Here is a 22462-nt window from a genome sequence, read left to right as displayed (position 1 = left end):
ATATTGTGATAGATAAACTAAAAAAATTGGATCAAAGAGACAACAAGCAAAGCACAACTATCATTGAGAAAAATGAACTGCTTTCAAAGGAAGACTGGCTTATTGTTGGTTCTGCACTGGTCTTGTTCATTGTGAACAATGTCTTCTTGAGTATTTTCCTCTCAAAGATGCCAGGTGGGTCAGCCGCAGGCATTACCACAATCTATGTTATTTCGTTAGTAAGCTTAGTCATCAGGAAATTCAAATCCGTCACCATGATTTTCATAATATATGGGAGTATTGGAATTCTAAGCCACATAATGGTTGGAGACTGGATATACATTCCAAAGGTTGCAATAGTAATAATGATTGCAGCGCTATTCGACTTTCTCCTGCATGAAAGTAGTTACAGAGCGACTTCATTCATTTTTGGGTTTGCAATATTTGTTTTTTTATTAAATGTAACTGACTATGGTTTTTCATATCTGTTTGAGAATTTTGCAAAGCCTATAAACATAAAGGACATAATCCTCTCTCTTGCCTATGGATACGCAGGGATAATATTTGCATTCGCCACATATGACCGCCTACAAAGAGCATGACTGCAGGAGAATTACAGATCGAAAATCTCAGGCCATTTTAAGCCCTTTAAAGCCTTTCCAAACATTTGGTCAAGGTGTTTGTGTCTAGAAGGGTCTGAAAAATAAGCCTGTTTTTACACAGTGCCTGCTAGAAGCTGTGGGTATCTATAGAATAGATTTCCTACAAAACAAGAAGCCAGAGCAAAAATACCAAATTTAAGATCTGTTATATGAGGAGTTCTTGAGTTCGAATCCCATCCCTCGCACTAAAAGATAGGGATATAGGGATCTTCAAAAAAAGTGTACGCTTTTGTATGAGTTATGCACAACCATATTTTTCAAAAGTTGCCCTGGTCAAAAATCACTTGGTTTTTATGAAGTAAATTTAATGAATAAGTTAAATTTTTTGTACTCTTTTATAAAAGTAATACCCAAGTTCTGATTTTCAAAAGTTGAACTAAGCAGAATTAAAAAATGATTTATAGTATTTGCTTATAAATAATATCATTTTTTTTGTATGTGTCTTTGTGCATTTTTAGACTATTGGCAAATGTAAGATAAATCTTTAGTAACAATATCTGACATGATTCGAATAACTTAAGTACTCTTCAATAATCTTAAATGCCTAACAGAAAAATGTAAAAAGATGCCTTATATGTAAGGTTCCGTTATCTTTCTAGCCATTAATTCTATCTTTTGAGATCAGTCCAACGATTTTGAAGAACGAACTTGGGTGCAAAAATGATCGAAGAGTTGCAGCTTATTAACTTTAGGTGTTATCGAAAACATAGAGTCCCTTTTAAACAAAATACAATAATTGTTGGAGAAAATAATACTGGGAAATCAACTATTATTGAAGCTCTTAGAATCATTTCAATAATAGCAGCGAAATACAAAAGTGTAAATTACAATAAACCTCCAGATTGGTTAGATATTCCTATTGGGCACAAAGGAGTTGCACCTTCACTAAAAGACTATGATTTTCATTTTGGGAGTGTAAGTTATCGTTATAATAAGCTGACAGCTCAAATTAAAGCTAGTTTTACGACAGGGGAGTCAATTGAAGTATATATTGGAGGAGAAGAAAAAATATTTGCTGTTATAAAAGATAAAAATAACAATGCAATTAAAACAAGAAGTGAAGCATCAGCCACAAATCTTCCCGCAGTCTTGATTTTGCCAGAAATTTCGCCCTTATTTTTAGAAGAAAAAAGGCTTAGTAAAGACTATGTTAAACAAAACCTTTTCTCACGACTATCCTCCCGCCATTTTAGAAATCAAATATTAATTTACCCAGAGAGATGCAAAAAATTTAGAGAACTTGTGGAAACTAGTTGGGATGGGTGTCAAATAAAGAGCATTAATACAGATGGTAGCCCAGGCGAAGAAAAAATATCATTAATTGTAAGAGATACTGATTTTTCTGCAGAAATTGGTTGGATGGGACATGGGCTACAGATATGGCTTCAAATTATGTGGTTTTTGTCTTTTACTGAAAAAGACAACATTGTTATCATAGATGAACCAGATACTTACATGCACGCTGATTTGCAGAGAAAAATAATTAGGTTGCTATTGGGAGAACAATACCATCAATTAATTGTTGCAACACATTCAATTGAAATTATTTCCGAAGTAGAGCCAGAAAATATATTGGTAGTTGATAAAACAAAGCAAATATCGAGATTTACAAACACTATTCCCGCTGTACAAAAAATAATAGATAATATTGGTGCGGTTCACAATATACAACTCATGAGGCTTTGGAAGTGTAAAAAATGTATTTTTGTAGAAGGTGATGACTTAATTATTCTAAAACCTTTACATAAAACTCTATTTCCAAAAGCCGAAATTCCAATCGATATTATACCTAACATGTCTTTAAGAGGTTGGAGTGGATGGGATTTAGCAACTAAATCATCAATGTTTTTAAAAAATAATGCAGGTGAAGCAATATATGTATATTGTATATTAGATAGTGACTATTATACCAAATATCAAATTGAGAAAAGATTAAAAGATGCAGAGAGAAGCGGTGTGAAGCTCCATATTTGGGAACGAAAAGAAATCGAGAATTATTTAATAGTTCCTGAAACCATCAGCAGAATTATTAATCGGGAAACAAATCTGGGCATACGTGCTGATGAGTCAAAAATAACTGAGCAATTAGAAAAAATATGCAATGATTTTTATTTTGATACATTTAATAGAATATCTATTCAAATCTCAAATGAGAATCCAAGTGAACGCGAAAAAGCAAATATAAAAGCTAAAGCGATAGTGGACGAATATTGGAAGTCAATAGACGGAAAATTAACTCTAGTTTCAGGAAAAGAAGTATTAAGTAGATTATCTGCTTGGAGTCAAGCGGAGTATCACGTATCATTAAATAGTACAAAAATAGCAAAAGAAATGAAAAAAGAAGAGATATTACCAGAAATGAAGGATGTAATCCAAGTAATAGAAGAGAGGCGTGATTCAATATAATTAGTTACATAGAAACTCGGTTTGACAGTATAAATCCTATAAGTATGAAACTCCCATTTTCGCCCAATACCATTCAGCAGTACACGAACGTGTGCCAGCTTTTCTGCAAAATTTATTCCTTTTTACAACCATTTTACTGCCTCTTCTTAAGCTGTTTTACTATTTTACAGTAAATTTACAATTTTTCTTGATGCCATTTTACTATTTTACTGTAAATTTACATTTTTACATTTTACAGTAAATTTTACATTTTACTTTTGACCTGAAACCAATGCTTCCCACTTATTTACTCTATCCAGTACATGAGCATTAAGGGTAAACGGTTTATCTGATTTTGCATTCTGCTTCATATAATGCAAAGTGCCTTTGGAAAAACCTAATCTCTTCCAGTCAACATAAGAAATACTCAGAATCTTTTGCCTTATATCGTAAGAATCAATTCTCTCAATCTCATATTCAGGCTTAACAAAATCCAGTTTTTCCTTTTTGCTTGTAAGATAATGGGCTAATTCTCTTACCTTCAAAAAGATAACATAACTCCAGGTACTTTCTTTACCCTGGTAACTTACCTTTTTATTCAGTATATTGGAGAACTCATTAACAATCTTCCTGGATCCTGCAGGTTTTAGCCTGAGATTGTAATTTTCTGTCCTTATGAAGTCTTTACTTTCCATAGTTCCACTTTCAATCAGGCTGATAACTGCCAGATCCACAGGGAACCTGAAAGGCTCCTGAAAGCCATAGGCTAAGCTGTTTTTGCTTGGGGTCATCTTTGCAAAAACCCTACATGAATATCAAGCTCCACAAAGTTAATGGCTCTCATACATTCAGATTCAGCTCCACAATGGCTCTCAGGCACTCAGATTCAAAGCAGAGAATAGCCATAATTCAGCATGGTGTTTACCATATCCCCAGATCCTGCAGATCTTCTGTACTGGTCTATCCTGGAACAGAAATCATATTCCTTTGGAACAGCCTTCGAAAACTCATTACAGTGTTTCCAGGCTAAGCCTGCCTCTATCCCATATAAGTGGTGGGTCACAACACTTTTCGGATAGGCTCTTACTCGCTTTTTTGGAATTGATCACTAACTCAAGGACACGACTAAATTTTGAAGATTCCAGAAAGTAATAAAAAACGTCATTAATATTAATTTGTTGTTCGATTTTATAATTTTTTATGTGGCAGTAACTTTTGTTAAGAAATTATTTTTTGTAGAATTAATTTAAAATAACAAAATGGATAATTGGGTATTGTAAGGTAAGGGAGTTAATAGGTCAAAAGAGTGAGAAATAACCAATAGGAATAATCGGTAAGGTATGTGAATAAGAATTGTCTGGAAGATGTTGATTCCTATGTACCGGGGGATACTGGAAAGGAACATAACTCTTTCGGGCTTTCCTCAATATTTTTTATTTGTTTTTAGACTTTAAAACATTTTTGTAGTTTTTGGTAAAACCTCAAATATAAAAACGAATAAACGAATTAAAAGCCACAGTGTTTCAAAAAATTTAAATAGTTAGAAGTGATTTGATGATAAATAAAAATTTGGAAAGAATGTAACAAGTAAAGACGGAAAGATAAATTAAAGTCTTTTTATTATTTTTGGGGTTTTAAATTGACTGTAGTCAAGAGCTAACGGAATTAATGGTAAATTTTGATAATCCCGGAAGATATTAAAAAGTTTCCTAAATTTGCTCAGATTAAAATTGCCATATACAGGGCAAATTTGAAGTGAGGAGTTAATAGATATGTATATGTTAGAAGCTATGGAAAACGAAATACTTAAGCATCTATATGAAATTGGGATGCTTGGTATAAACGAAGGTTGGGAAAAGCAATCAAAACTAGATAAAAATGCAGTCAATGAATTGTATCGCGCTAAACTCGTGGACAAAAGCGTTTCAAAGAGATTTGCGTACATACGCCTGTCAGAACGTGGCGTGGGCGCGGTACTATTAGGGCTTCGGGATGCAGACAAAATTTCTGAGTTGTTGTAAATCCCGAGCTATGGCTGCAGTGGTTATGCGTGGTTTCTACGTAATCATTAGTGTATATAAAATTGTTATGCATTACTCGTTCACTCACTTTCTGCATAGTCTAAGAATGTTATTTTTACTTTATATGGAGAGCTCATTTCAAAACCAATTTGATTCTCTAGTCAGAAATCTTTAGAAGCCTTTAGAAGCATTTTCCATGATCAGAAACTCGATTAATTATTTGGAATAAGGGATTTAGAAAAGCAATTTGAGTTTTGGGATCAGCTCTTTAATAATCCTAACTTTTGAATTACTCTTATTCTTGCATATTTTTTCATATTTTTGCCGTCTGCAGGAAGGTTAATGCGTGTCATCCTGTTGTAGACCCTGGAACGAAAAAGACGAAAGATAGTACCAGATTTTCGTTAATATATCACGTTATTTTTATGCACAGATTAAAAATAATAGCTGAGAGCATTGATTCTGAACTAAAAACCGTTACCCTAAATATTCTCAAAATTAGATTATTGAGATAGGAATCTAATTTTAAGATATTATTTTGAGAAATGATGACTGCTGAAGTGGGCAAAGCCGCATTCATTTTTCAGTCAAAAAGAATCTGAAATTAGGTGCTTTTACTGCCTGAGAACTAAAATCGGTCATTACTTACGAACTCCGGGGGACGAAAAGATAGCAGGGAGATATTACACAGGAGAAATAACGCTATGCAATGGAATTTGTTTTCCTTCTTTCCCGGAATTGTTTGTAAAGAGGCAGGAATGCATACGGAATAAGGGGTTAAGTCAACACTTCGCTTCTCAGGGCTAAAGGTCCTGGGATTTTACGCTTCATTTGGGACTCATTTTTAAAGATAAAGAAAAAAATGGAGATCGGGAAAATAAGGGGGGAGATGAATACTTTATAGAAAGATGTCGACTGGAGATGAGCTTTCAATACTGGGCCTGGGGTGCATGAGACTTCCTGTCAAAGACGGAAAGATTGACGAGGAGAGAGCAAAGAGCCAGGTACGTTATTTAATCGATCACGGAGTAAATTATATTGATACAGCCTGGACATACCATCTGGGAGAAAATGAGCCTTTCCTGGGTAGTGTCCTTGCTAATGGATACCGTGAAAAGGTCAAGCTAGCAACAAAATTGCCTTCCTGGATAGTGAAAAGCAGGGAAGATATGAACAGGATCCTTAATGCCCAGCTTGAGAGGCTCAGGACTGACCATATAGATTACTATCTACTGCACAATCTGGCAGGAGCTCTATGGGATAAAATGAAAGAGCTTGATGTGCTGGACTTTCTTGATAAAGCAAGGACTGATGGACGTATAATTAATGCCGGTTTTTCCTTCCACGGGTCAATAGAGGACTTTAAGCTCATTGTCGATGCGTATCCCTGGACTTTCTGCCAGATCCAGTACAATTTCCTGGATGAAAAAAACCAGGCAGGGACTGAAGGACTCGAATATGCCGCTTCAAAGGGGTTGGGGGTAATCGTTATGGAGCCTTTGCGCGGAGGCAAGCTCACCAGTCTGGTACCTCCTGAAATAAAAGAGATTTGGGACGAAGCAGAGGTAAAACATACACCTGCAGAATGGGCATTCCGTTGGGTATGGAACCATCCTGAGATTACAGTAGTACTTTCAGGCATGAATGAAGAATCTCATATCGAAGAAAACCTGAAAATAGCAGATGAAGCCTATCCGAACTCCCTGAATGAAGGCGAACTGCAGCTTGTGAATAGAGTGGAGCAGAAATACCGCACGCTTATGTATACCGGATGTACAGGCTGCAGGTACTGTATGCCCTGCCCTTCGGGAGTGGATATCCCTACCTGTTTTGAAGTATATGACAACCTGTACCTTTCAGGGAACGAAAATGAAGGAAAGATGATGTACGCAGCAAAAGCAGGTGGAATAATAAAAGGAGATGTCCCTGGATATGCTTCGCGGTGCATGCAGTGCAAGGAGTGCCTTGAAAAATGCCCGCAGCATCTGGATATACCTTCTCTGCTTAAAATCATTGCAGAGAAATTCGAGGGGACTGATCTGGAAACATGGAAAGCCGCTGCAAGACAGACGTTCAGGGTAGACTGAAGGCTAAAAAGGATTAAAGGTTAATTGAAGGCTAAAGTTAAGGAAGGGCTAAAGGTTAAGGAAGGGCTAAAGGTTAAGGAAGGGCTAAAGGGGGAGGGTTATAGGGTAAGGGAGGGCTAAAGGGTAAGGAAAGACCAAATATCGAAAGTCATTTAAAATGTAGAAACCCTTAAAAATCACGGAAGCAACTTAAAACGGTAAGGTGATGGAAATGCTGTACAGAAAAATGCCAGGAAATGGAGACGAACTTTCGATACTCGGCTTCGGATGCATGCGTCTTCCTCTCAAAGAAGGAAAAATAGACGAAGAGAGAGCCAGACAGCAGGTGCGCTATGCAATAGATCATGGGGTAAACTACGTAGACACAGCATGGCCGTATCACATGGGAGAAAGTGAGCCTTTCGTTGGGAGAGCTCTTGCTGACGGATATCGCGAAAAGGTCAAACTTGCTACAAAACTTCCGTCCTGGACCGTGAAAAACAGGGAAGATATGGACAGGATCCTTAATGCCCAGCTTGAGAGGCTCAGGACAGATCATATAGATTATTATCTTGTGCATGGTCTCGTAGGGACACTATGGGATAAAATGGAAGCTCTCCGTGTGGACGATTTTCTTGATAAAGCAAAGGCTGACGGGCGAATTATAAATGCAGGTTTTTCCTTCCACGGGTCAATCGAGGATTTTAAGCGCATTGTGGATGCGTATCCCTGGACTTTCTGCCAGATCCAGTACAATTTCCTGGATGAAAAAAACCAGGCTGGAACTGAAGGGCTGGAATATGCCGTTTCAAAGGGACTGGGGGTCATTGTTATGGAACCCCTGCGCGGAGGTAAGCTGACAAACCCCATACCTCCTGCAGTACAGGATATATGGAACGAAGCTGAGGTAAAACGCACTCCAGCAGAATGGGCTCTTCGCTGGATCTGGAACCATCCTGAGGCTACAGTAGTACTTTCAGGCATGAACGAAGAATCTCATATCGAAGAGAACCTGAAAATAGCCGGTGTGGCTTATCCCGATTCCCTCTCAGAAAATGAACTTCAACTCGTAAAAAAAGTAGAGCAGAAGTACCGGAAACTCATGAAAACCGGCTGCACAGGCTGCAGGTACTGTACACCCTGCCCTTCAGGAGTGGACATACCGAGCTGTTTTGAAATTTACGATAACTTTTACATCTCAGGAAATGAAAAAGAAGCAAAACTTATGTATGCGGCAAAACCCGGAGGAATAATTAGAGGCGACGTTCCAGGCTATGCTTCTCAATGCGGACAGTGCGGACAGTGTGTTGAAAGATGTCCCCAGCATCTGGATATACCGTCCCTGCTTGCAGCCGTTGAAGACGAGTTTGAGGGAAAAGACTTCAAGGGATGGAGAGTAGTAGCGAAAAAGGCTTTTGGGAAAGAGTAAAGGTCGGATGCTGCGACCCTGATCTTTCTAACCTTACGACCCTAACCTGAATTAATCGAATCGGTTTTTTACAACTGGCTATGGAACTAATATAAAGTCAAAGCTACTCAGTTCAGTCTGCATCTCTTCCAGATTCAAAAGAGCTTATTTTTGTCCAGGCCTGCCTGACTGCCGGGTTATTGTAAGTTTTATCGAGATAAATTCAGTTTTGCGTCAACAGCCTCAGATATAATTATATACTATAGTTTTATCGAATGATAAGTAAAAAGAGCCAGAAGTTTACAATATAGATAAAATTTTATCCTCTTGATTTCTTATATAGTACATCTAATTTCTTATATGTATATCTGAAAAGTGGAGAAGTTCGCAAAATAAATTTGTATTAAGAAGATTTGGAAAGAATATGCAGAGGTTTTTGTCTTTTTTTAAAAAAGGAGATAAGCCGTACTTTTAAGTACAGGATGCAAAAAACATCCGCTGGACCAACAAGAGAATTCTGATACTGCCTGAAGGGATGGAATTACAATGAGCTATTCCGATGCGGTCTTCAATAATACTGACAGAATAAAGTCAAAGGAATCAATCAAATCAACGGAATCAATCAAATCAAGGGAATTAATCAGGCGCAAACTGGAGATAGAGGAAGTATTACTTGAAATCTCCAACATGTTCACCGCTCCTGCAAATCTTGAAAGGGATATCAATTTTGCACTCGAAAAAATTGGGGCTCTCTGTGGGGCTAGCAGGAGCTATATCTTTCTGATCCGTGAAAACGGAATTACTATAGACAACACCCATGAATGGTGTGCTAAAGGGGTGGAGCCTCAGAAAAACAACCTGCAAAACGCTTCTCCCAATACATGTCCCTGGTGGATGAAGAAACTTCGCAAAGATGAAATAGTCCATATAGCCGATGTTTCAGCTCTGCCATCAGAAGCAGCAGCAGAAAAAGAGGTGCTTGAAAAACAGGGAATAAAATCCCTTATTGTTTTACCCCTGTATGTAGATGGAAAGCTTGCAGGTTTCATGGGAATGGACAATGTGAGAAAGAGTGGGAACTGGAAAAACGACTATATATCAGTACTCAGAATAGCTGTAAACCTGATAGGTATGGGGATACAGCGCAAGAATGCTAAAAAAGCAATACACGCAGGGGAAGAAATCTATAGATCCATGTTTAAGAATGCTGCCAATCTGATTATTCTGGCGGACAAAAAAGGGATTATTGTTGACTGCAATTCCCGTGTAGAAGAGCTCCTTGGATACGGGCAGGAAGAGCTTATAGAGCAGCCCATAAACAACGTCATATATCCAGATTACTTGAAAAAGTTTCATGAATCCTCAGAAGAGATAGAGAACAGGAGTTTTTCCTTCAATAAAGAATACAGGATGGTCCGAAAAGGTGGGAAGCCTGTAGATGTCAATGTTAATTCCTCGGGCTTAAAGGATGAAAATGGAAACCACATTCAGACCATATACATTATAGAAGACATTACTGAGCGCAAAAAAGCAGAGAAACTGATCAAGGAAAGTGAAAGCAGATATCGCTCTGTATTTCAGAATAACGGCGCTGTAATAATGCTGATCGACCCGGATACGGGAAATATTTTTGATGTAAATTCGGCTGCCTGTTCTTACTACGGATATATCAGAGAGAAAATGCTGAGCCTGAATATTGCTGACATCAATATACTTCCAAAAGAGCAAATATTACAAGAACTGGAGCAGGCGAGGTCAAGGGATCTCAATCACTTCTATTTCACTCACCGCTTGTCCAGCGGAGAATTACGTGATGTTGAAAATTACAGCTATCCTATTTTGATGAACGGGAAAATATTCCTGTACGTGATAATTTCGGATATAACCGAGACTAAGAATATGCAAAATGAGCTTGTTAGAGCAAAAATGGAGGCTGAAGTTGCCAATAGGGCAAAAAGTGAGTTCCTGGCCAGCATGAGCCATGAACTGCGGACACCTCTGAATTCGATCATAGGTTTTTCTGACATGCTGCTTACTCAAAACTTCGGCCCGCTTAACGAAAGACAGCTCAGATATGTAAGTAATATTTCAGTGAGCGGAGGTCATCTCCTGAAGCTGATCAACGATGTACTGGACCTCTCAAAGGTTGAAGCCGGGAAGATGGAACTTAACGTAGAGAAGTTTTCCATATCCGGTTCGGTCTCTGAAGTTAAGACGTTATTGACACCTCTGGCATCAAAGAAAAGCATACAGATCCTGAGCACGGTTGACCAAGAGCTAACAGACATAAAGGCTGACAGAACGAAGTTCAAGCAGATATTGTACAATCTGATGGATAATGCTATCAAGTTCACTCCCGAAGGCGGAAATGTTACTGTTGATGCCAGGGTTGGGGAAGATGGAGCAAAAATTACCATCAAAGATACGGGCGTTGGAATATCTGAAAAAGAAGCCAAAAAGGTATTTCAGCCATTTACACAGCTTGAGAACTCTGAATTAGGAAATCAGGAAGGAACAGGGCTTGGACTTTCTCTTGTCAAGAAATTTGTAGAAATGCATGCAGGCAGAATATGGGTTGAAAGCGAGTTTGGGAAAGGAAGTAAATTCATTTTTACAATACCCCTCAACTCTAATAATTAATCAAAGAACATATTTTCTGCCCTATTCAGTTTTTATGACTGTTTTTATTCTGTCCTATTCTGCTGTATCCCTCTTTATCCTGCTCTAGCTCACCCTATTCTGCTCTATTCTGCTCTATTCTGCTCTATTCTGCTCTATTCTGCTCTTTTCTGTCCTATTCTGCTCTTTTCTGTCCTATTCTACTTTATTTGCCATTACAGTTTCAGGCTTTTTTCCCTATCGAAAACGCTTTTCCAAGGTTACATCCGATACTATAATAACTTCTATTTCCTGTCCCGTATATCAGAGGCCTTATTTTCTCTATATCCAGGCTTTTATTTTCATCAAGCACGGATTCTTCTGCCTTGATGTCTATTATCTCTCCTACGAACAGGGTATGGAGCCCTATCTCAAGGCTGTGAAGAAGTTTGCACTCCATGACAACCGGAAATTCTCCTATATAAGGGGCGGGTACGAGCTCACTCCTCACCGGAGTAAGACAGGCTGCCTCAAACTTATCTTCATCCTTTCCGCTCGCAATGCCGAAATAGTCGGTTTCCTTTACATAAGCTTCAGAAGGGATGTTTATAGTAAACGCCTTATTTTCCATGATACCTGCATAGCTGTAAGTCGCTTTTCTTAAGGATACGCTGATACATGGAGGGTTCGAACAGCAGATCCCTGCCCAGGCCACAGTCATTGCATTTGGCTTCCCGTTCATGTCATAGGTGCCGACAACCCATGCAGGGGTCGGAAATGCAAGTGGTTTTGCTCCGATTGATTGCTTCATGGTTAGAACCTTCTTTTCGATAATACAAAATGCTTTCGTGATCTATTGTTCCGAATCTTTATTACTGCCCTTATCTTTATTTCCCTTCTTTATTCTCCTGAAATTTCTCCTGAAATTTCCTAAAGGAGAAGTAAATATTTAATACTTAATACTTATACCTGCGGATAAATCAATCAGTAATCGGTCTTTATTTGGCTTTTTCAATTGTTTGTTCTCTGTAGAGTTCTCCAGTGATTTTTTAATAAGGATTTTTGTGCCGTTTTCAATTAATCTCAGGATTATTTACTGGACACCCGATATCTCTTAAAGGCGGTTATCAGTTGCAAATTATTAGATATCTCAGATAGTTGTCGTTATATATTATGTGAGATATAGGATAAATACAGGAGTACTAATTTAATGTTCTCCTTTCCGGATGATGTTAAAAAGGGGATTTTCCGGTTAGGAAACGTCTGGGGGTATAAAAATTGTTAAGCAAATATGGTAAGCTGTTGCTGGGCGCGTATATCCTGAGGAGGCTTCATTCAAGTAATTCCCACGAAGTTTCAGAGCATAGAAGTAGTGGAATGTTGGGCAAATACGGCAAATTGATACTGGGCGCATATTTGGTGAAGAGGTTCAGGGCAGGGAAGCGTCACGGGACCGCAGAACACGAAGAGAGCACAGAAGGACTATTGCACAGGTACGGGAAGTTAATGCTTACTACCTATGCTATGAAAAGGTTGCGATCAAGAAAATCTCATAAAGAGATGGAACAACCTCAAGAATACGTGGAACCGCCTACTAGGCATGGTTCATTCTTACCGCACATGGCGATGAAATACGGAAAATGGTTACTGGGCGCATACCTAATGAGAAGGTTTCACCACAGAGGACCGGAAGCTGAGATAACAGAAGTAGTTGAGACCGAGACATACGAGGAAGATAAGGGATCATCCATGTTTAAGTTCAATACAATAATGGTAGGTGCACTTGCCGGAGTTACTGCTGTATACGCAATTAAAAAATATAGAGCTAAACACTGTGGGTACAAAATAGAAGTCGAATAAGCCCAGAGAAGGTTCAAAAATGCACAGAACAAGAAGCTGGTCTAAATTATTACTGGGTGCTTTTGCAGGAATTGCACTTCTATACATCATCAAAAAATACATGCACGACAGGTCTCTTCCTGTGGCGTTAAAATCTCTTCCAGTACCTTTCAAACACGGTCCCACTCCTCCCAGAGTAAAAGCCATTTATCCTGACAGGCAGACTTTTGCCTACAGGTGTGACTCTCCTATCTGGATTGAGTTCGACATGCCTATGAATAATGCAACAATAACGAAAGATACCGTGATAGTCAAAAGTTCTGCATCAGCAGAACCTGTAGACGGACTTCTGGACGTCGGGTCCAGAATGCTTATGTTCCGTCCCTATAACGAATATCCGATGGATGAGTCCGGTGCCGAGATAACAATAACTCTTCTTGGAAGCGAGACCGGATCCGGATTTATAATGGATGAGAGGGGAATCGCTCTGGACGGCAATAAAAATGGAAAGCCGGGTGGAGACTTTGTATACACTTACAGAGTTGTAAGGTGAAGCAGAACACCAGGCAAATTATTCTGGCAAATCTTTCTCTGCTTTCTGAAAAACGGCGCCGTTTTCTCAATCTATTCTTTTTTCATTCAGTTTCTTTTCTTCATCCTTTTTCGTTCATTTTTTCTCTTTACCGGTTTTCTTTCACCCTATTTTTTCATCTTTTCTCTTCATCTTTTCTCTTCATCTTTTCTCTTCATCTTTTCTCTTCATCTTTTCTCTTCATCTTTTCTCTTCATCTTTTCTCTTCATCTTTTCTCTTCATCTTCTTCTCCATACCCACCGCCTCCAGGCGTTTCAATTACGAGTAAATCTCCTTTCTGTACCCTGACTTCAGCCTTTCCTCCGAGATCAATAACCCCGCCATCCCTGCGGACAAGCATATTTTTTCCGCATTTTCCGGGTGTGCCGCCTTTAAGCCCGAATGGCGGGAATTTCCTGTGGCTTGAAAGGAGAGCTGCATCCATCTCTGTCAGGAACCTGACTCTCCTGACAGTCCCATTTCCACCCCTGAATCTGCCTTCTCCGCCGCTCCCACGCCGGATGGAAAACTCTTCAACGATTACCGGGAACCTTGTCTCAAGGACTTCAGGGTCTGTAATTCTGGAATTGGTCATATGGGTATGCACAGCATCAGTGCCTGAAAAACCCGGACCTGCACCGGCACCTCCGCAGATAGTCTCATAGTACTGATAATCAGCATTCCCGAACGTGAAATTGTTCATCGTGCCCTGGGAGGCTGCAAGGCTTCCGAGAGCTCCGAAAAGGGCATCAACTATATACTGCGAGGTCTCAACATTACCTGCAACAACGGCTGCAGGAGGCTCGGGCCTGAGCATGGAGCCCTCAGGAATTATGATCTCAAGCGGCCTTAAACAACCTGCATTCAGCGGGATGTCACTTTTCACAAGAGTCCTGAACGTATAGAGGACAGCAGCCAGGCAAACCGAAGCCGGAGCATTGAAATTGCTTGAAAGCTGCGGAGAGGTGCCTGTAAAATCAATCCTTGCACTCCGGTTCTTGCGGTCGATTGTAACCTTCACTTCAATTGCGTTCCCATCGTCAAGGATGTATGCAAACTTCCCATCATCAAGCCTGTCAATAACTCTTCTGACGGCTTCCTCCGCGTTATCCTGCACATGACCCATATAGGCTTCGACAGTTTCAAGAGAAAACTCCTCAACCATCCTGTGCAGTTCCTGAAGCCCTTTTTCATTTGCTGCTACCTGTGCCCTTGTATCAGCCACGTTCTGGTCAGGGTTCCTTGCAGGATATTTGCCTGAACCGAACCATGCCTTCAGTCTTTCTTCCAAAAACCTGCCCTGTTCAACTATTTTCATCCCCTCGCTAAGTACACCCTCTTCTTCGATATTTCGGCTTTCCGGAGGCATAGAACCTGGAGTAATCCCTCCGACATCAGCATGGTGACCTCTGGAAGCAAGGTAAAAAAGAATCTCTCCCGAACTGCCTGACATGGGAGTGACAACAGTGATGTCAGGAAGGTGGGTACCTCCGTGATAGGGGGAGTTAATCAGGTATACATCTCCTGCATGCATATCCCCTAACTGCGCCTGGATAAGGGATTTCACGCATTCTCCCATGGAACCCAGGTGCACAGGGATATGAGGGGCGTTTGCTATCAGGTTTCCGTATCGGTCAAAGATCGCACAGGAAAAGTCAAGCCTCTCCTTTATGTTTACGGAATGGGCGGTGTTCTGTAAGGTGTAGCCCATCTGCTCGGCAACGGACATGAATCTGTTATTGAAAATTTCAATCATTACAGGGTCGGCCTCTGTCCCTATAGCTGTTCTGGCAGGAAGGGGAGCTCTGCGGGTAAGGAGAAGGTGATTGCGTACAGTAATTTCTCCCTGCCAGCCAGGTTCGATTATAATTGTAGTGTTCTTTTCAATAAGGATTGCAGGCCCACTTATGCAGGCTCCAGGCATCAGCTCTTCTGTATTGAAGACAGAGGTTTCGCGGAATTCCCCATAACTGTACATCTGGACCCTGGAAATCGGAGAGAAATCAGGGTTCTCTTCAAGCTCAAGAAGGGGATCAGAAACTCTCTCGGTAACCCCCACGACCTCTACAGAGATGGCTTCCGCAAAAATGGATTTCCCTTCCATTACAAATCCGAAGCGTTTTTTATGGACTTTCTCAAAGCCAGCCCTGAGGAACACATCATTATCCACGAAATCCACAGCCAGCTGCGTATCCGAACCTGCATAGCGCATGTGCACCCTATAAAGCACGTTGATGCAGTCTTCCCGGACTCCCTGCTCAAACATAGAAAAAAGCCCTTCAGCCTTAAGCTCTGCAAAAGTAGATTTTAACTCCTTTACCAGCCCTTCTGAGAGTTCAGCTCCGATGTACTGCTCTTTTATCAGCCTCTGGTCTGCAAGCCCCATGCCGTATGCAGAAAGGACTCCGGCATACGGATGGATGAGAATGCTTTCGATTCCGAGAGCATCTGCCACTCTGCATGCATGCTGGGCTCCTGCTCCTCCAAAGCAGCAGAGTGTGTATTCTTTTATGTTATACCCACGCTGGACAGAGATTTTCTTGATCGCGTTTGCCATATTCTCAACTGCTACGGAAAGAAAACCTTCTGCTACCTGCTCGGGTGTAAATATATTACTACTTGCAGAAGCCTTTTTAGCAAGTTCTGCAAATTTCCTGTGTACAATTTCGAAATCCAGCGGCTGGTCTGCTCCAGATCCAAAGATCTTCGGAAAGAATTCGGGATGTAGTTTTCCGAGCATAAGGTTGCAATCCGTAACCGTAAGAGGCCCACCTTTCCGGTAACATGCGGGTCCGGGATTCGAGCCTGCGGAATCAGGTCCCACCCTGAACCTGCCCCCTTCATAATGGAGAATCGAACCCCCGCCTGCTGCAACAGTATGGATGCGCATCATGGAAGAACGCAGTCGCACACCTGCAATCTCTGTTTCGAGGCTGCGTTCATATTCTCCGCTGTACTGGGCTACATCCGTGGATGTCCCTCCCATGTCAAAAGTGATTATTTTTTTTGCCCCTGCCATCTCTGAAGTTGCAACTGCCCCAACGATTCCTCCGGCAGGCCCTGAAAGGATGCAATCCTTGCCATGAAAAGCCTTCGAATCTATAAGCCCGCCGCTGGACTGCATGAACATGAGCCTTGGAATATTATCTCCCCTGTTTTCCTCTCCAGGACTTTCTTTTTCCGGACTTTCTTCTTTTTCCTCTTCTCTGTCTCCTTCCAGGTTTTCTTCTTTGTTTCCTTCACTTTCTTGCAGGCTCTTTTCAACCATATCAACATACCTGCGCAGCACCGGAGAGAGATAAGCATCCACAACCGCTGTTTCCCCTCTGCTCACGAATTTTATGAGCGGGCTTGCCTGATGGGACAGGGAAACCTGAGTAAAACCCATTTCTTGCGCCAGCCTGCCGAGCTTCAGTTCATGCTCGGAATACCTGTACGCATGCATAAGCACAACTGCAGCCGAGCGGATTCCGGCTTTGAAAGCCTCTTCAAGCTCTTTTTTAGCGCTTTCAAGGTCCAGAGGCATAAGCTCTTCCCCATCTGCCCCGTACCTGCCGGAAACTTCGATAACCCTCTCATAAAGCTGGTCAGGAAGTTCAATTTTCTGTGCAAAAATGTCCGGACGGTTCTGATACCCTATCCTGAGAGCATCTCCAAACCCCCGGGTTATAACAAGAACAGTGCGCTCCCCTTTCCTTTCAAGGAGGGCATTCGTACCCACAGTCGTGCCCATTTTTATGGCTTCCACATCTTCCGCAGGAAAAGGGGCATTCTCAGGCAGCCCGAGGATCTGGCGTATCCCGTGCATGGCTGCGTCTTCATAATGAGATGGGTCTTCGGAAAGGAGCTTATGTGTGATCAGTTTTCCATCAGGGCTGCGCGCTACGATATCAGTAAACGTGCCTCCGCGGTCTATCCAGAACTGCCATCGGGATTTGGGGGACATGAAAGGAATAATTGTAGAGGTGGTATTAATTATTAATCGGGAGTTTCGAGGTTTTAGCCCGATATTCAGAAAGTAACAGATCCTTTTTTCAAAATCACTTTGAGAGAATGGCATCCTTATACAGAGACTCAAATAAAAAGAAAAAGCTTTTGGAGTTATAGTGTGATGAAAAAATAAGAGAATTGAAAATTTCTCTGATAAATCAGATGTGAAAAAAGGATTTTGAAGGGATATTTAAAATCTGTCCGCGTTGAGACAAATTTAGGGATAAAACATCCTTTTGCTATCAGCAAAAAAGATATTAACGGTCTCTCACGAACCCTTCTTTGCTGATAACAAAAAGGATTTTATTATTTAACCAAATTGTAAGCCCATTCGATCCATTCACAGAGGCATTCTAAATCCTCTTTCTCTACGGTAGCACCGCACCAGATGCGCAAGCCTGACGGGGCATCACGGTAAGAACCGATGTCATAAGCAACTTTTTCTTTCTCAAGCGTTTTAATCAGTTCTTTAAGCTTTTCGTCAGATAAATCAACTTTAAAGCAGACACTGGTACTGGACCTTATATCTTTTGTTTCCGCTAAAAAATGGATCCAGTTGTTTTTAGCAACAAATGCCTCAAAGACCGCCAGATTATCATTTGTCCGCTGGATAAGTTGCTTAAGCCCTCCTATAGACTCTGCCCATTTTAATGTTGCCAGCCAATCTTCATTAGCCAGCATGGATGGGGTGTTAATAGTAGAGCCTTCAAAAATCTCCTTATTCAGTTTACCACCTTTGGTCAGCCGGAAAATTTTGGGCAATGGCCAGGCAGGAGTATAGCTTTCTAAGCGCTGAATAGCCCGCGGAGATAAAATCAGCATCCCGTGTGCACCTTCCCCACCTAAAACTTTCTGCCATGAGAAGGTAATGACATCCAGTTTATGGTAGGGTATATCCATAGCAAATAAAGCAGAGGTGGCATCGCAAAGCGTGAGCCCTTCGCGGTTATCAGGAATCCAGTCGCCGTTGGGCACTTTGACTCCGCTAGTAGTCCCATTCCAGACAAAGACTACATCATTCTTGAAATCGACCTTCTTTAAATCTGGTAATTTCCCGTATTCTGCCTCAAAAACTCGGGTATCTTTTAATTTTAACTGTTTAGTGATGTCGGTTGCCCATTCTTTACTGAAAGATTCCCAAACCAGAACATCAACCCCGCGGCACCCCAGCATAGACCACATGCACATTTCAAAAGCGCCTGTATCGGAAGCCGGTACAATACCTACCAGATAATCATCAGGAAGTCCAAGCATATCTCTTGTTCTTTTAATTGCTTCAGCTAATTTTTCCTTGCCAGGTTTGCTCCGGTGTGACCGGCCAAAAGGTGTATCCTTCAGCTCTTCAACAGAATACCCTGGATGTTTGGCACAAGGTCCAGAAGAAAAACAAGGATTTTTAGGAACTCGTGTTGGTTTCATTTTTGTCTTTTCCTTTTTTGGTACTGTTATGTCTTAAGGGAATAAGAAATTTTCCAGTTACAGGCGAACATGTAATTATAGCCATCCCGGAAGACTTAACAATATACCTTTTATTTATCTTTTCGTGCTACTTTTACATGGTCAAAACCGATGTTCATAGCACAAAAAAGTGCCTATATTATAGTTTTTTTGCATTTGATGAAAGGTAATCGACCAATTAACCTGTATCTCCCTTTTTTTATTCTTTTTCTCCAAGTTCCTATACTAGTTTTTTGGAAAAATTTATCCATTGTTGGGGTGAAATAAGTCTCCATGAAAGAATACCTGGGGATCATTGTTGATGCCGTTTCCAGGCGGCAGTTCAAAGGTGAGATTACCGTTGAAAACGGAAAGATCATTAGCATAAAAGAGAAAAAGCACGATAATGAGCAGTACATCCTGCCAGGACTCGTAGACGCCCATGTGCATATAGAAAGTTCTATGACCGTGCCTTCGGTTTTTGCCCGGATGGCTGTTGCAAAAGGCACGGTTGCAGTTGTCAGTGACCCTCATGAGATTGCAAACGTTATGGGGGAAGAGGGCATTGTCTACATGCTTGAGGATTCAAAAAAAGCCCCGCTGAAGGTCTTTTTTGGGGTGCCCTCGTGTGTGCCGGCTACACCCTTCGAATCAGCGGGGGCAGTCCTTGATGCCGAAGCTGTAGACAGGCTGCTGGCAAGGAAAGACCTGTACTACCTTTCCGAGATGATGAATTTCCCGGGTGTGATCTCAGAGTTCCCTGAGGTAATGACAAAACTGGAATCAGCTAAAAAGTACGGCAAAGTCATTGACGGGCACGCGCCTGGCTTGAGAGGAGACGATCTGCAAAAATATATCGGAGCAGGGATTTCCACAGATCACGAGTGTTTTACTTATGAAGAAGCAGTTGAAAAAATAAAGCTAGGGATGAAGGTCCTGATCCGGGAGGGGAGTTCAGCCAGAAATTTTGAAACTCTGTACAGCCTGATAGATGAATATCCCGAATCGGTTATGCTGTGCACAGATGACTCCCATCCGGATACCCTGATACACGAAGGGCATATCGATAAGCTAATCCGGCGCGGACAGGAAAAAGGGATTGATATCTATAACCTTATCAGGGCAGCTGTGATCAATCCTGTGGAGCATTACGGGCTTAATGTCGGGCTGCTGCGCGAGGGGGATGCTGCTGATTTCATCATTGTAGACGACCTGAAATCCTTCAATGTGCTGAGCACTTTTATTAATGGAAACTGTGTTTATAATAATGGGAAGGTTCTTTTCCCTGTGGAAAAAGTTTCTGCTAAAAATGTTTTTAATAGGAACAAAATTTCAATTGACGATGTAAAACTGTCTGTGCCTCCTGCAGGAGAAACAAAGGAACAAATAATCAGGGAGCAAATGAAAAAAATCAGGGTAATAGTTGCCAGGGACGGAGAACTGGTTACATGCCAGGAACTGGCTATGCCAGAGGTAGAAAACGGTAATATAGTCTCAGATCCCTCAAGGGATATTTTGAAAATGGTTGTCCTGAGCAGGTATGCAAATGATCCTGTCCAGATCGGTTTCATAAAAAATATAGGCCTGAAAAAAGGCGCTATTGCAAGCAGCATTGCCCACGACAGTCACAATATCATTGCAGTCGGGGCTACCGATAAGGATATAGTTGAAGCTGTCAACAGGCTTGTGGAAAACAGAGGAGGAATCGTTGTTGGGACTGCAGACCATTTGCTTGATCTTCCACTCGAGGTTGCAGGCCTTATGAGCACACGAAATGGAGAAGAGGTAGCTTCCCGGTACCACCTGCTGAATGCAGAAGCCCGGAGACTGGGAACAACGCTAAAATCGCCCTTTATGACTCTTGCATTTATGTCACTTCTGGTAATTCCTGAACTTAAACTGGGAGATCGGGGCATTTTTGATGTGACAAAGTTCGAATTTGTCAAGCTTTTCGCAAGTGAGTAAATGAGTAAGCGTGAACTACACCTACCTAAAATCTTCGTAAACTCAGATTTTTGAGGAAGGTGCTTCCTGCTTCATACTAGGCGGTTGCCGTTTTTTCCCGGTCCACAGGCTCAAACCGTAGTCCCTACGGCGAATTTCTTTATATTGATAGCTGCATTAATGTCCCTATCATGCAAAACATTACAGGAAGGACAAAGCCACTCTCTAATATCTTCTGTCAAATTTGGATGCTTATAACCACAAACGTTACAAGTTTTTGAAGATGATTCCCATTGACCTATCTTCAAAACTGTTTTACCAGACCATTCAGCTTTGTATGTTAATTTTTGCACGAAAGAATACCATGCTGAATCACTAATAGCCTGTGCTAATTTGTGGTTCTTTTTCATTCCTTTAATATTTAAAGTTTCAACWGCTACYGCTTGGTTTTCACTGATTAGCTTTTTTGAAACTTTATGTTGAAAGTCATGTCTCTGATTAGCTTTTTTGAAACTTTATGTTGAAAGTCATGTCTCTGATTAGCAATTTTCTCATGCAACTTAGCAAGTTTGCATGCTGCCTTTCTACGGTTTTTTGAACCTATGACTTTCCTGGAAACTCTTCTTTGCAAGAATTTCAATCTTTCAAGAGAAATTTTCAGGAATTTAGGATTATCTATTTTTTCTCCTGTAGAAAGAGTAGCAAAAGTCAAAAGTCCAACATCAACTCCAATCATTGTAGCATGGGAAAATGATTCAGGTTCAGGACATTTCTCTCCATCATCAGTTAAGATACTGATATAGTATTTTTCTGTAGGGGTTCTCGATACAGCTATTGTTTTTAGAAATTCAGAATTAGAATCACTTTTAATAGTATTTCCTTCTAATTCTATTTCCTTAAAAAGTTGCTTATGTATCTTAACTTTTATCCAACCGATTTTTGGTAAATTAATTTTAGAGGTAGCAAAATTAATAATATAATGTTGTGGAATTTGGAAAGAGAAATGATTATCTCTTTTTCTTTTCTTTTGTGGATATTTAAACCCATCCTTAAAGAAATGGTTGAATGCAGAATTAAGATTTTTGCTAGTTTGTTGCAGAGATTGAGAATTTACTTCTTTCAAGAAGGGATAAGCTTCTTTAAGAACTTGAATATGGTTATTAAGTTCAAATTCAGATATACTTATTCTGAATTTTTTATACATTAATGATTTTATTTCAAGAAGTTTATTGTAGACAAATCGAGTACTACCGAAGTGTTTTTCCATAAGGGCTTTTTGTTCCTTATTAGGGTAAATTCTGTATCGGATTCCTCTTTTAATCGGCATTATATACGTTTGGAAACTATATCAATATTAACAGGATAACTATCGGTATGATGTTGGGAAGTTGACGGCTCTCATCCCCTCCCTGTCCCATTCGGGCGAAAGCCCGATGTGCTGAGGAAGGGGGCTTCCCGCCTTATGAGATAAGCCTATAACGACGGATCGGCAACACTTTCCCGATAATTAAAAAAGTAACACATTTTGAATTAATGTGAAAACAAAAAAACCTTGAATAGC

Annotated in this window: 14 protein-coding genes and 1 pseudogene; 9 read left to right on the top strand and 6 right to left on the bottom strand. The window is 40.7% G+C overall.

Annotated features, from left to right (window positions below; translation table 11 throughout):
* Nucleotides 1-5 precede the first annotated feature (5 nt).
* Complete coding sequence (locus tag FXV91_RS07645) at nt 6-581, top strand: hypothetical protein (RefSeq protein WP_229389990.1); 576 nt, start codon at nt 6-8, stop codon at nt 579-581.
* 708 nt (nt 582-1289) lie between these two features.
* Nucleotides 1290-3047, top strand: coding sequence for an ATP-binding protein (locus FXV91_RS07640; RefSeq protein WP_229389989.1), 1758 nt, complete (start codon nt 1290-1292; stop codon nt 3045-3047).
* 251 nt (nt 3048-3298) lie between these two features.
* On the opposite strand, the gene FXV91_RS07635 is transcribed toward FXV91_RS07640, so the two are convergent.
* Together FXV91_RS07635 and FXV91_RS19725 are read right to left on the bottom strand one after the other, a co-directional pair.
* A complete protein-coding gene (locus tag FXV91_RS07635; protein ID WP_255679988.1) occupies nt 3299-3817 on the bottom strand; it encodes a CRISPR-associated endonuclease Cas1 in 519 nt (172 codons plus the stop codon).
* Nucleotides 3818-3912: 95 nt separating this feature from the next.
* Nucleotides 3913-4089, bottom strand: a complete 177-nt coding sequence (locus tag FXV91_RS19725) for a CRISPR-associated endonuclease Cas1 (RefSeq protein ID WP_345945481.1) — start codon at nt 4087-4089, stop codon at nt 3913-3915.
* Between the two features lie 709 nt (nt 4090-4798).
* Between FXV91_RS19725 and FXV91_RS07630 the strand changes: the two genes are divergently transcribed.
* The 4 genes from FXV91_RS07630 (at nt 4799) to FXV91_RS07615 (ending at nt 11161) form a co-directional block, all read left to right on the top strand.
* Complete coding sequence (locus FXV91_RS07630; RefSeq protein WP_229389988.1) at nt 4799-5047, top strand: hypothetical protein; 249 nt, start codon at nt 4799-4801, stop codon at nt 5045-5047.
* Between the two features lie 893 nt (nt 5048-5940).
* A complete protein-coding gene (locus FXV91_RS07625; protein ID WP_229390221.1) occupies nt 5941-7134 on the top strand; it encodes an aldo/keto reductase in 1194 nt (397 codons plus the stop codon).
* A gap of 211 nt (nt 7135-7345) precedes the next feature.
* Nucleotides 7346-8542, top strand: a complete 1197-nt coding sequence (locus tag FXV91_RS07620) for an aldo/keto reductase (protein WP_229389987.1) — start codon at nt 7346-7348, stop codon at nt 8540-8542.
* 525 nt (nt 8543-9067) lie between these two features.
* Entirely contained in the window at nt 9068-11161 is a 2094-nt protein-coding gene (locus tag FXV91_RS07615) for a PAS domain S-box protein (protein WP_229389986.1), read from the top strand.
* 202 nt (nt 11162-11363) lie between these two features.
* On the opposite strand, the gene FXV91_RS07610 is transcribed toward FXV91_RS07615, so the two are convergent.
* Complete coding sequence (locus tag FXV91_RS07610) at nt 11364-11930, bottom strand: flavin reductase family protein (protein ID WP_229389985.1); 567 nt, start codon at nt 11928-11930, stop codon at nt 11364-11366.
* A gap of 467 nt (nt 11931-12397) precedes the next feature.
* On the opposite strand from FXV91_RS07610, the gene FXV91_RS07605 reads away from it, so the two are divergent.
* Both FXV91_RS07605 and FXV91_RS07600 read left to right on the top strand, forming a co-directional pair.
* Nucleotides 12398-12979, top strand: coding sequence for a hypothetical protein (locus FXV91_RS07605; RefSeq protein WP_229389984.1), 582 nt, complete (start codon nt 12398-12400; stop codon nt 12977-12979).
* Between the two features lie 19 nt (nt 12980-12998).
* On the top strand, nt 12999-13511 hold the full coding sequence (locus FXV91_RS07600; RefSeq protein WP_229389983.1) for an Ig-like domain-containing protein: 513 nt from the start codon (nt 12999-13001) through the stop codon (nt 13509-13511).
* A gap of 245 nt (nt 13512-13756) precedes the next feature.
* On the opposite strand, the gene FXV91_RS07595 is transcribed toward FXV91_RS07600, so the two are convergent.
* On the bottom strand, nt 13757-17476 hold the full coding sequence (locus FXV91_RS07595) for a hydantoinase B/oxoprolinase family protein (protein WP_229389982.1): 3720 nt from the start codon (nt 17474-17476) through the stop codon (nt 13757-13759).
* A 350-nt stretch (nt 17477-17826) separates the two neighbouring features.
* Complete coding sequence (locus FXV91_RS07590) at nt 17827-18939, bottom strand: phosphoserine transaminase (protein WP_229389981.1); 1113 nt, start codon at nt 18937-18939, stop codon at nt 17827-17829.
* Between the two features lie 312 nt (nt 18940-19251).
* Between FXV91_RS07590 and ade the strand changes: the two genes are divergently transcribed.
* A complete protein-coding gene (gene ade, locus FXV91_RS07585) occupies nt 19252-20922 on the top strand; it encodes an adenine deaminase (protein ID WP_229389980.1) in 1671 nt (556 codons plus the stop codon).
* A 110-nt stretch (nt 20923-21032) separates the two neighbouring features.
* Here ade and FXV91_RS07580 read toward each other — a convergent pair.
* Nucleotides 21033-22222: pseudogene (locus FXV91_RS07580) on the bottom strand (RNA-guided endonuclease TnpB family protein).
* Nucleotides 22223-22462: the final 240 nt, after the last annotated feature.

The organism is Methanosarcina sp. DH2 (assembly GCF_020804225.1).
GTDB lineage: Archaea > Halobacteriota > Methanosarcinia > Methanosarcinales > Methanosarcinaceae > Methanosarcina.
This window is presented reverse-complemented; position numbering and strand designations above follow the sequence as displayed.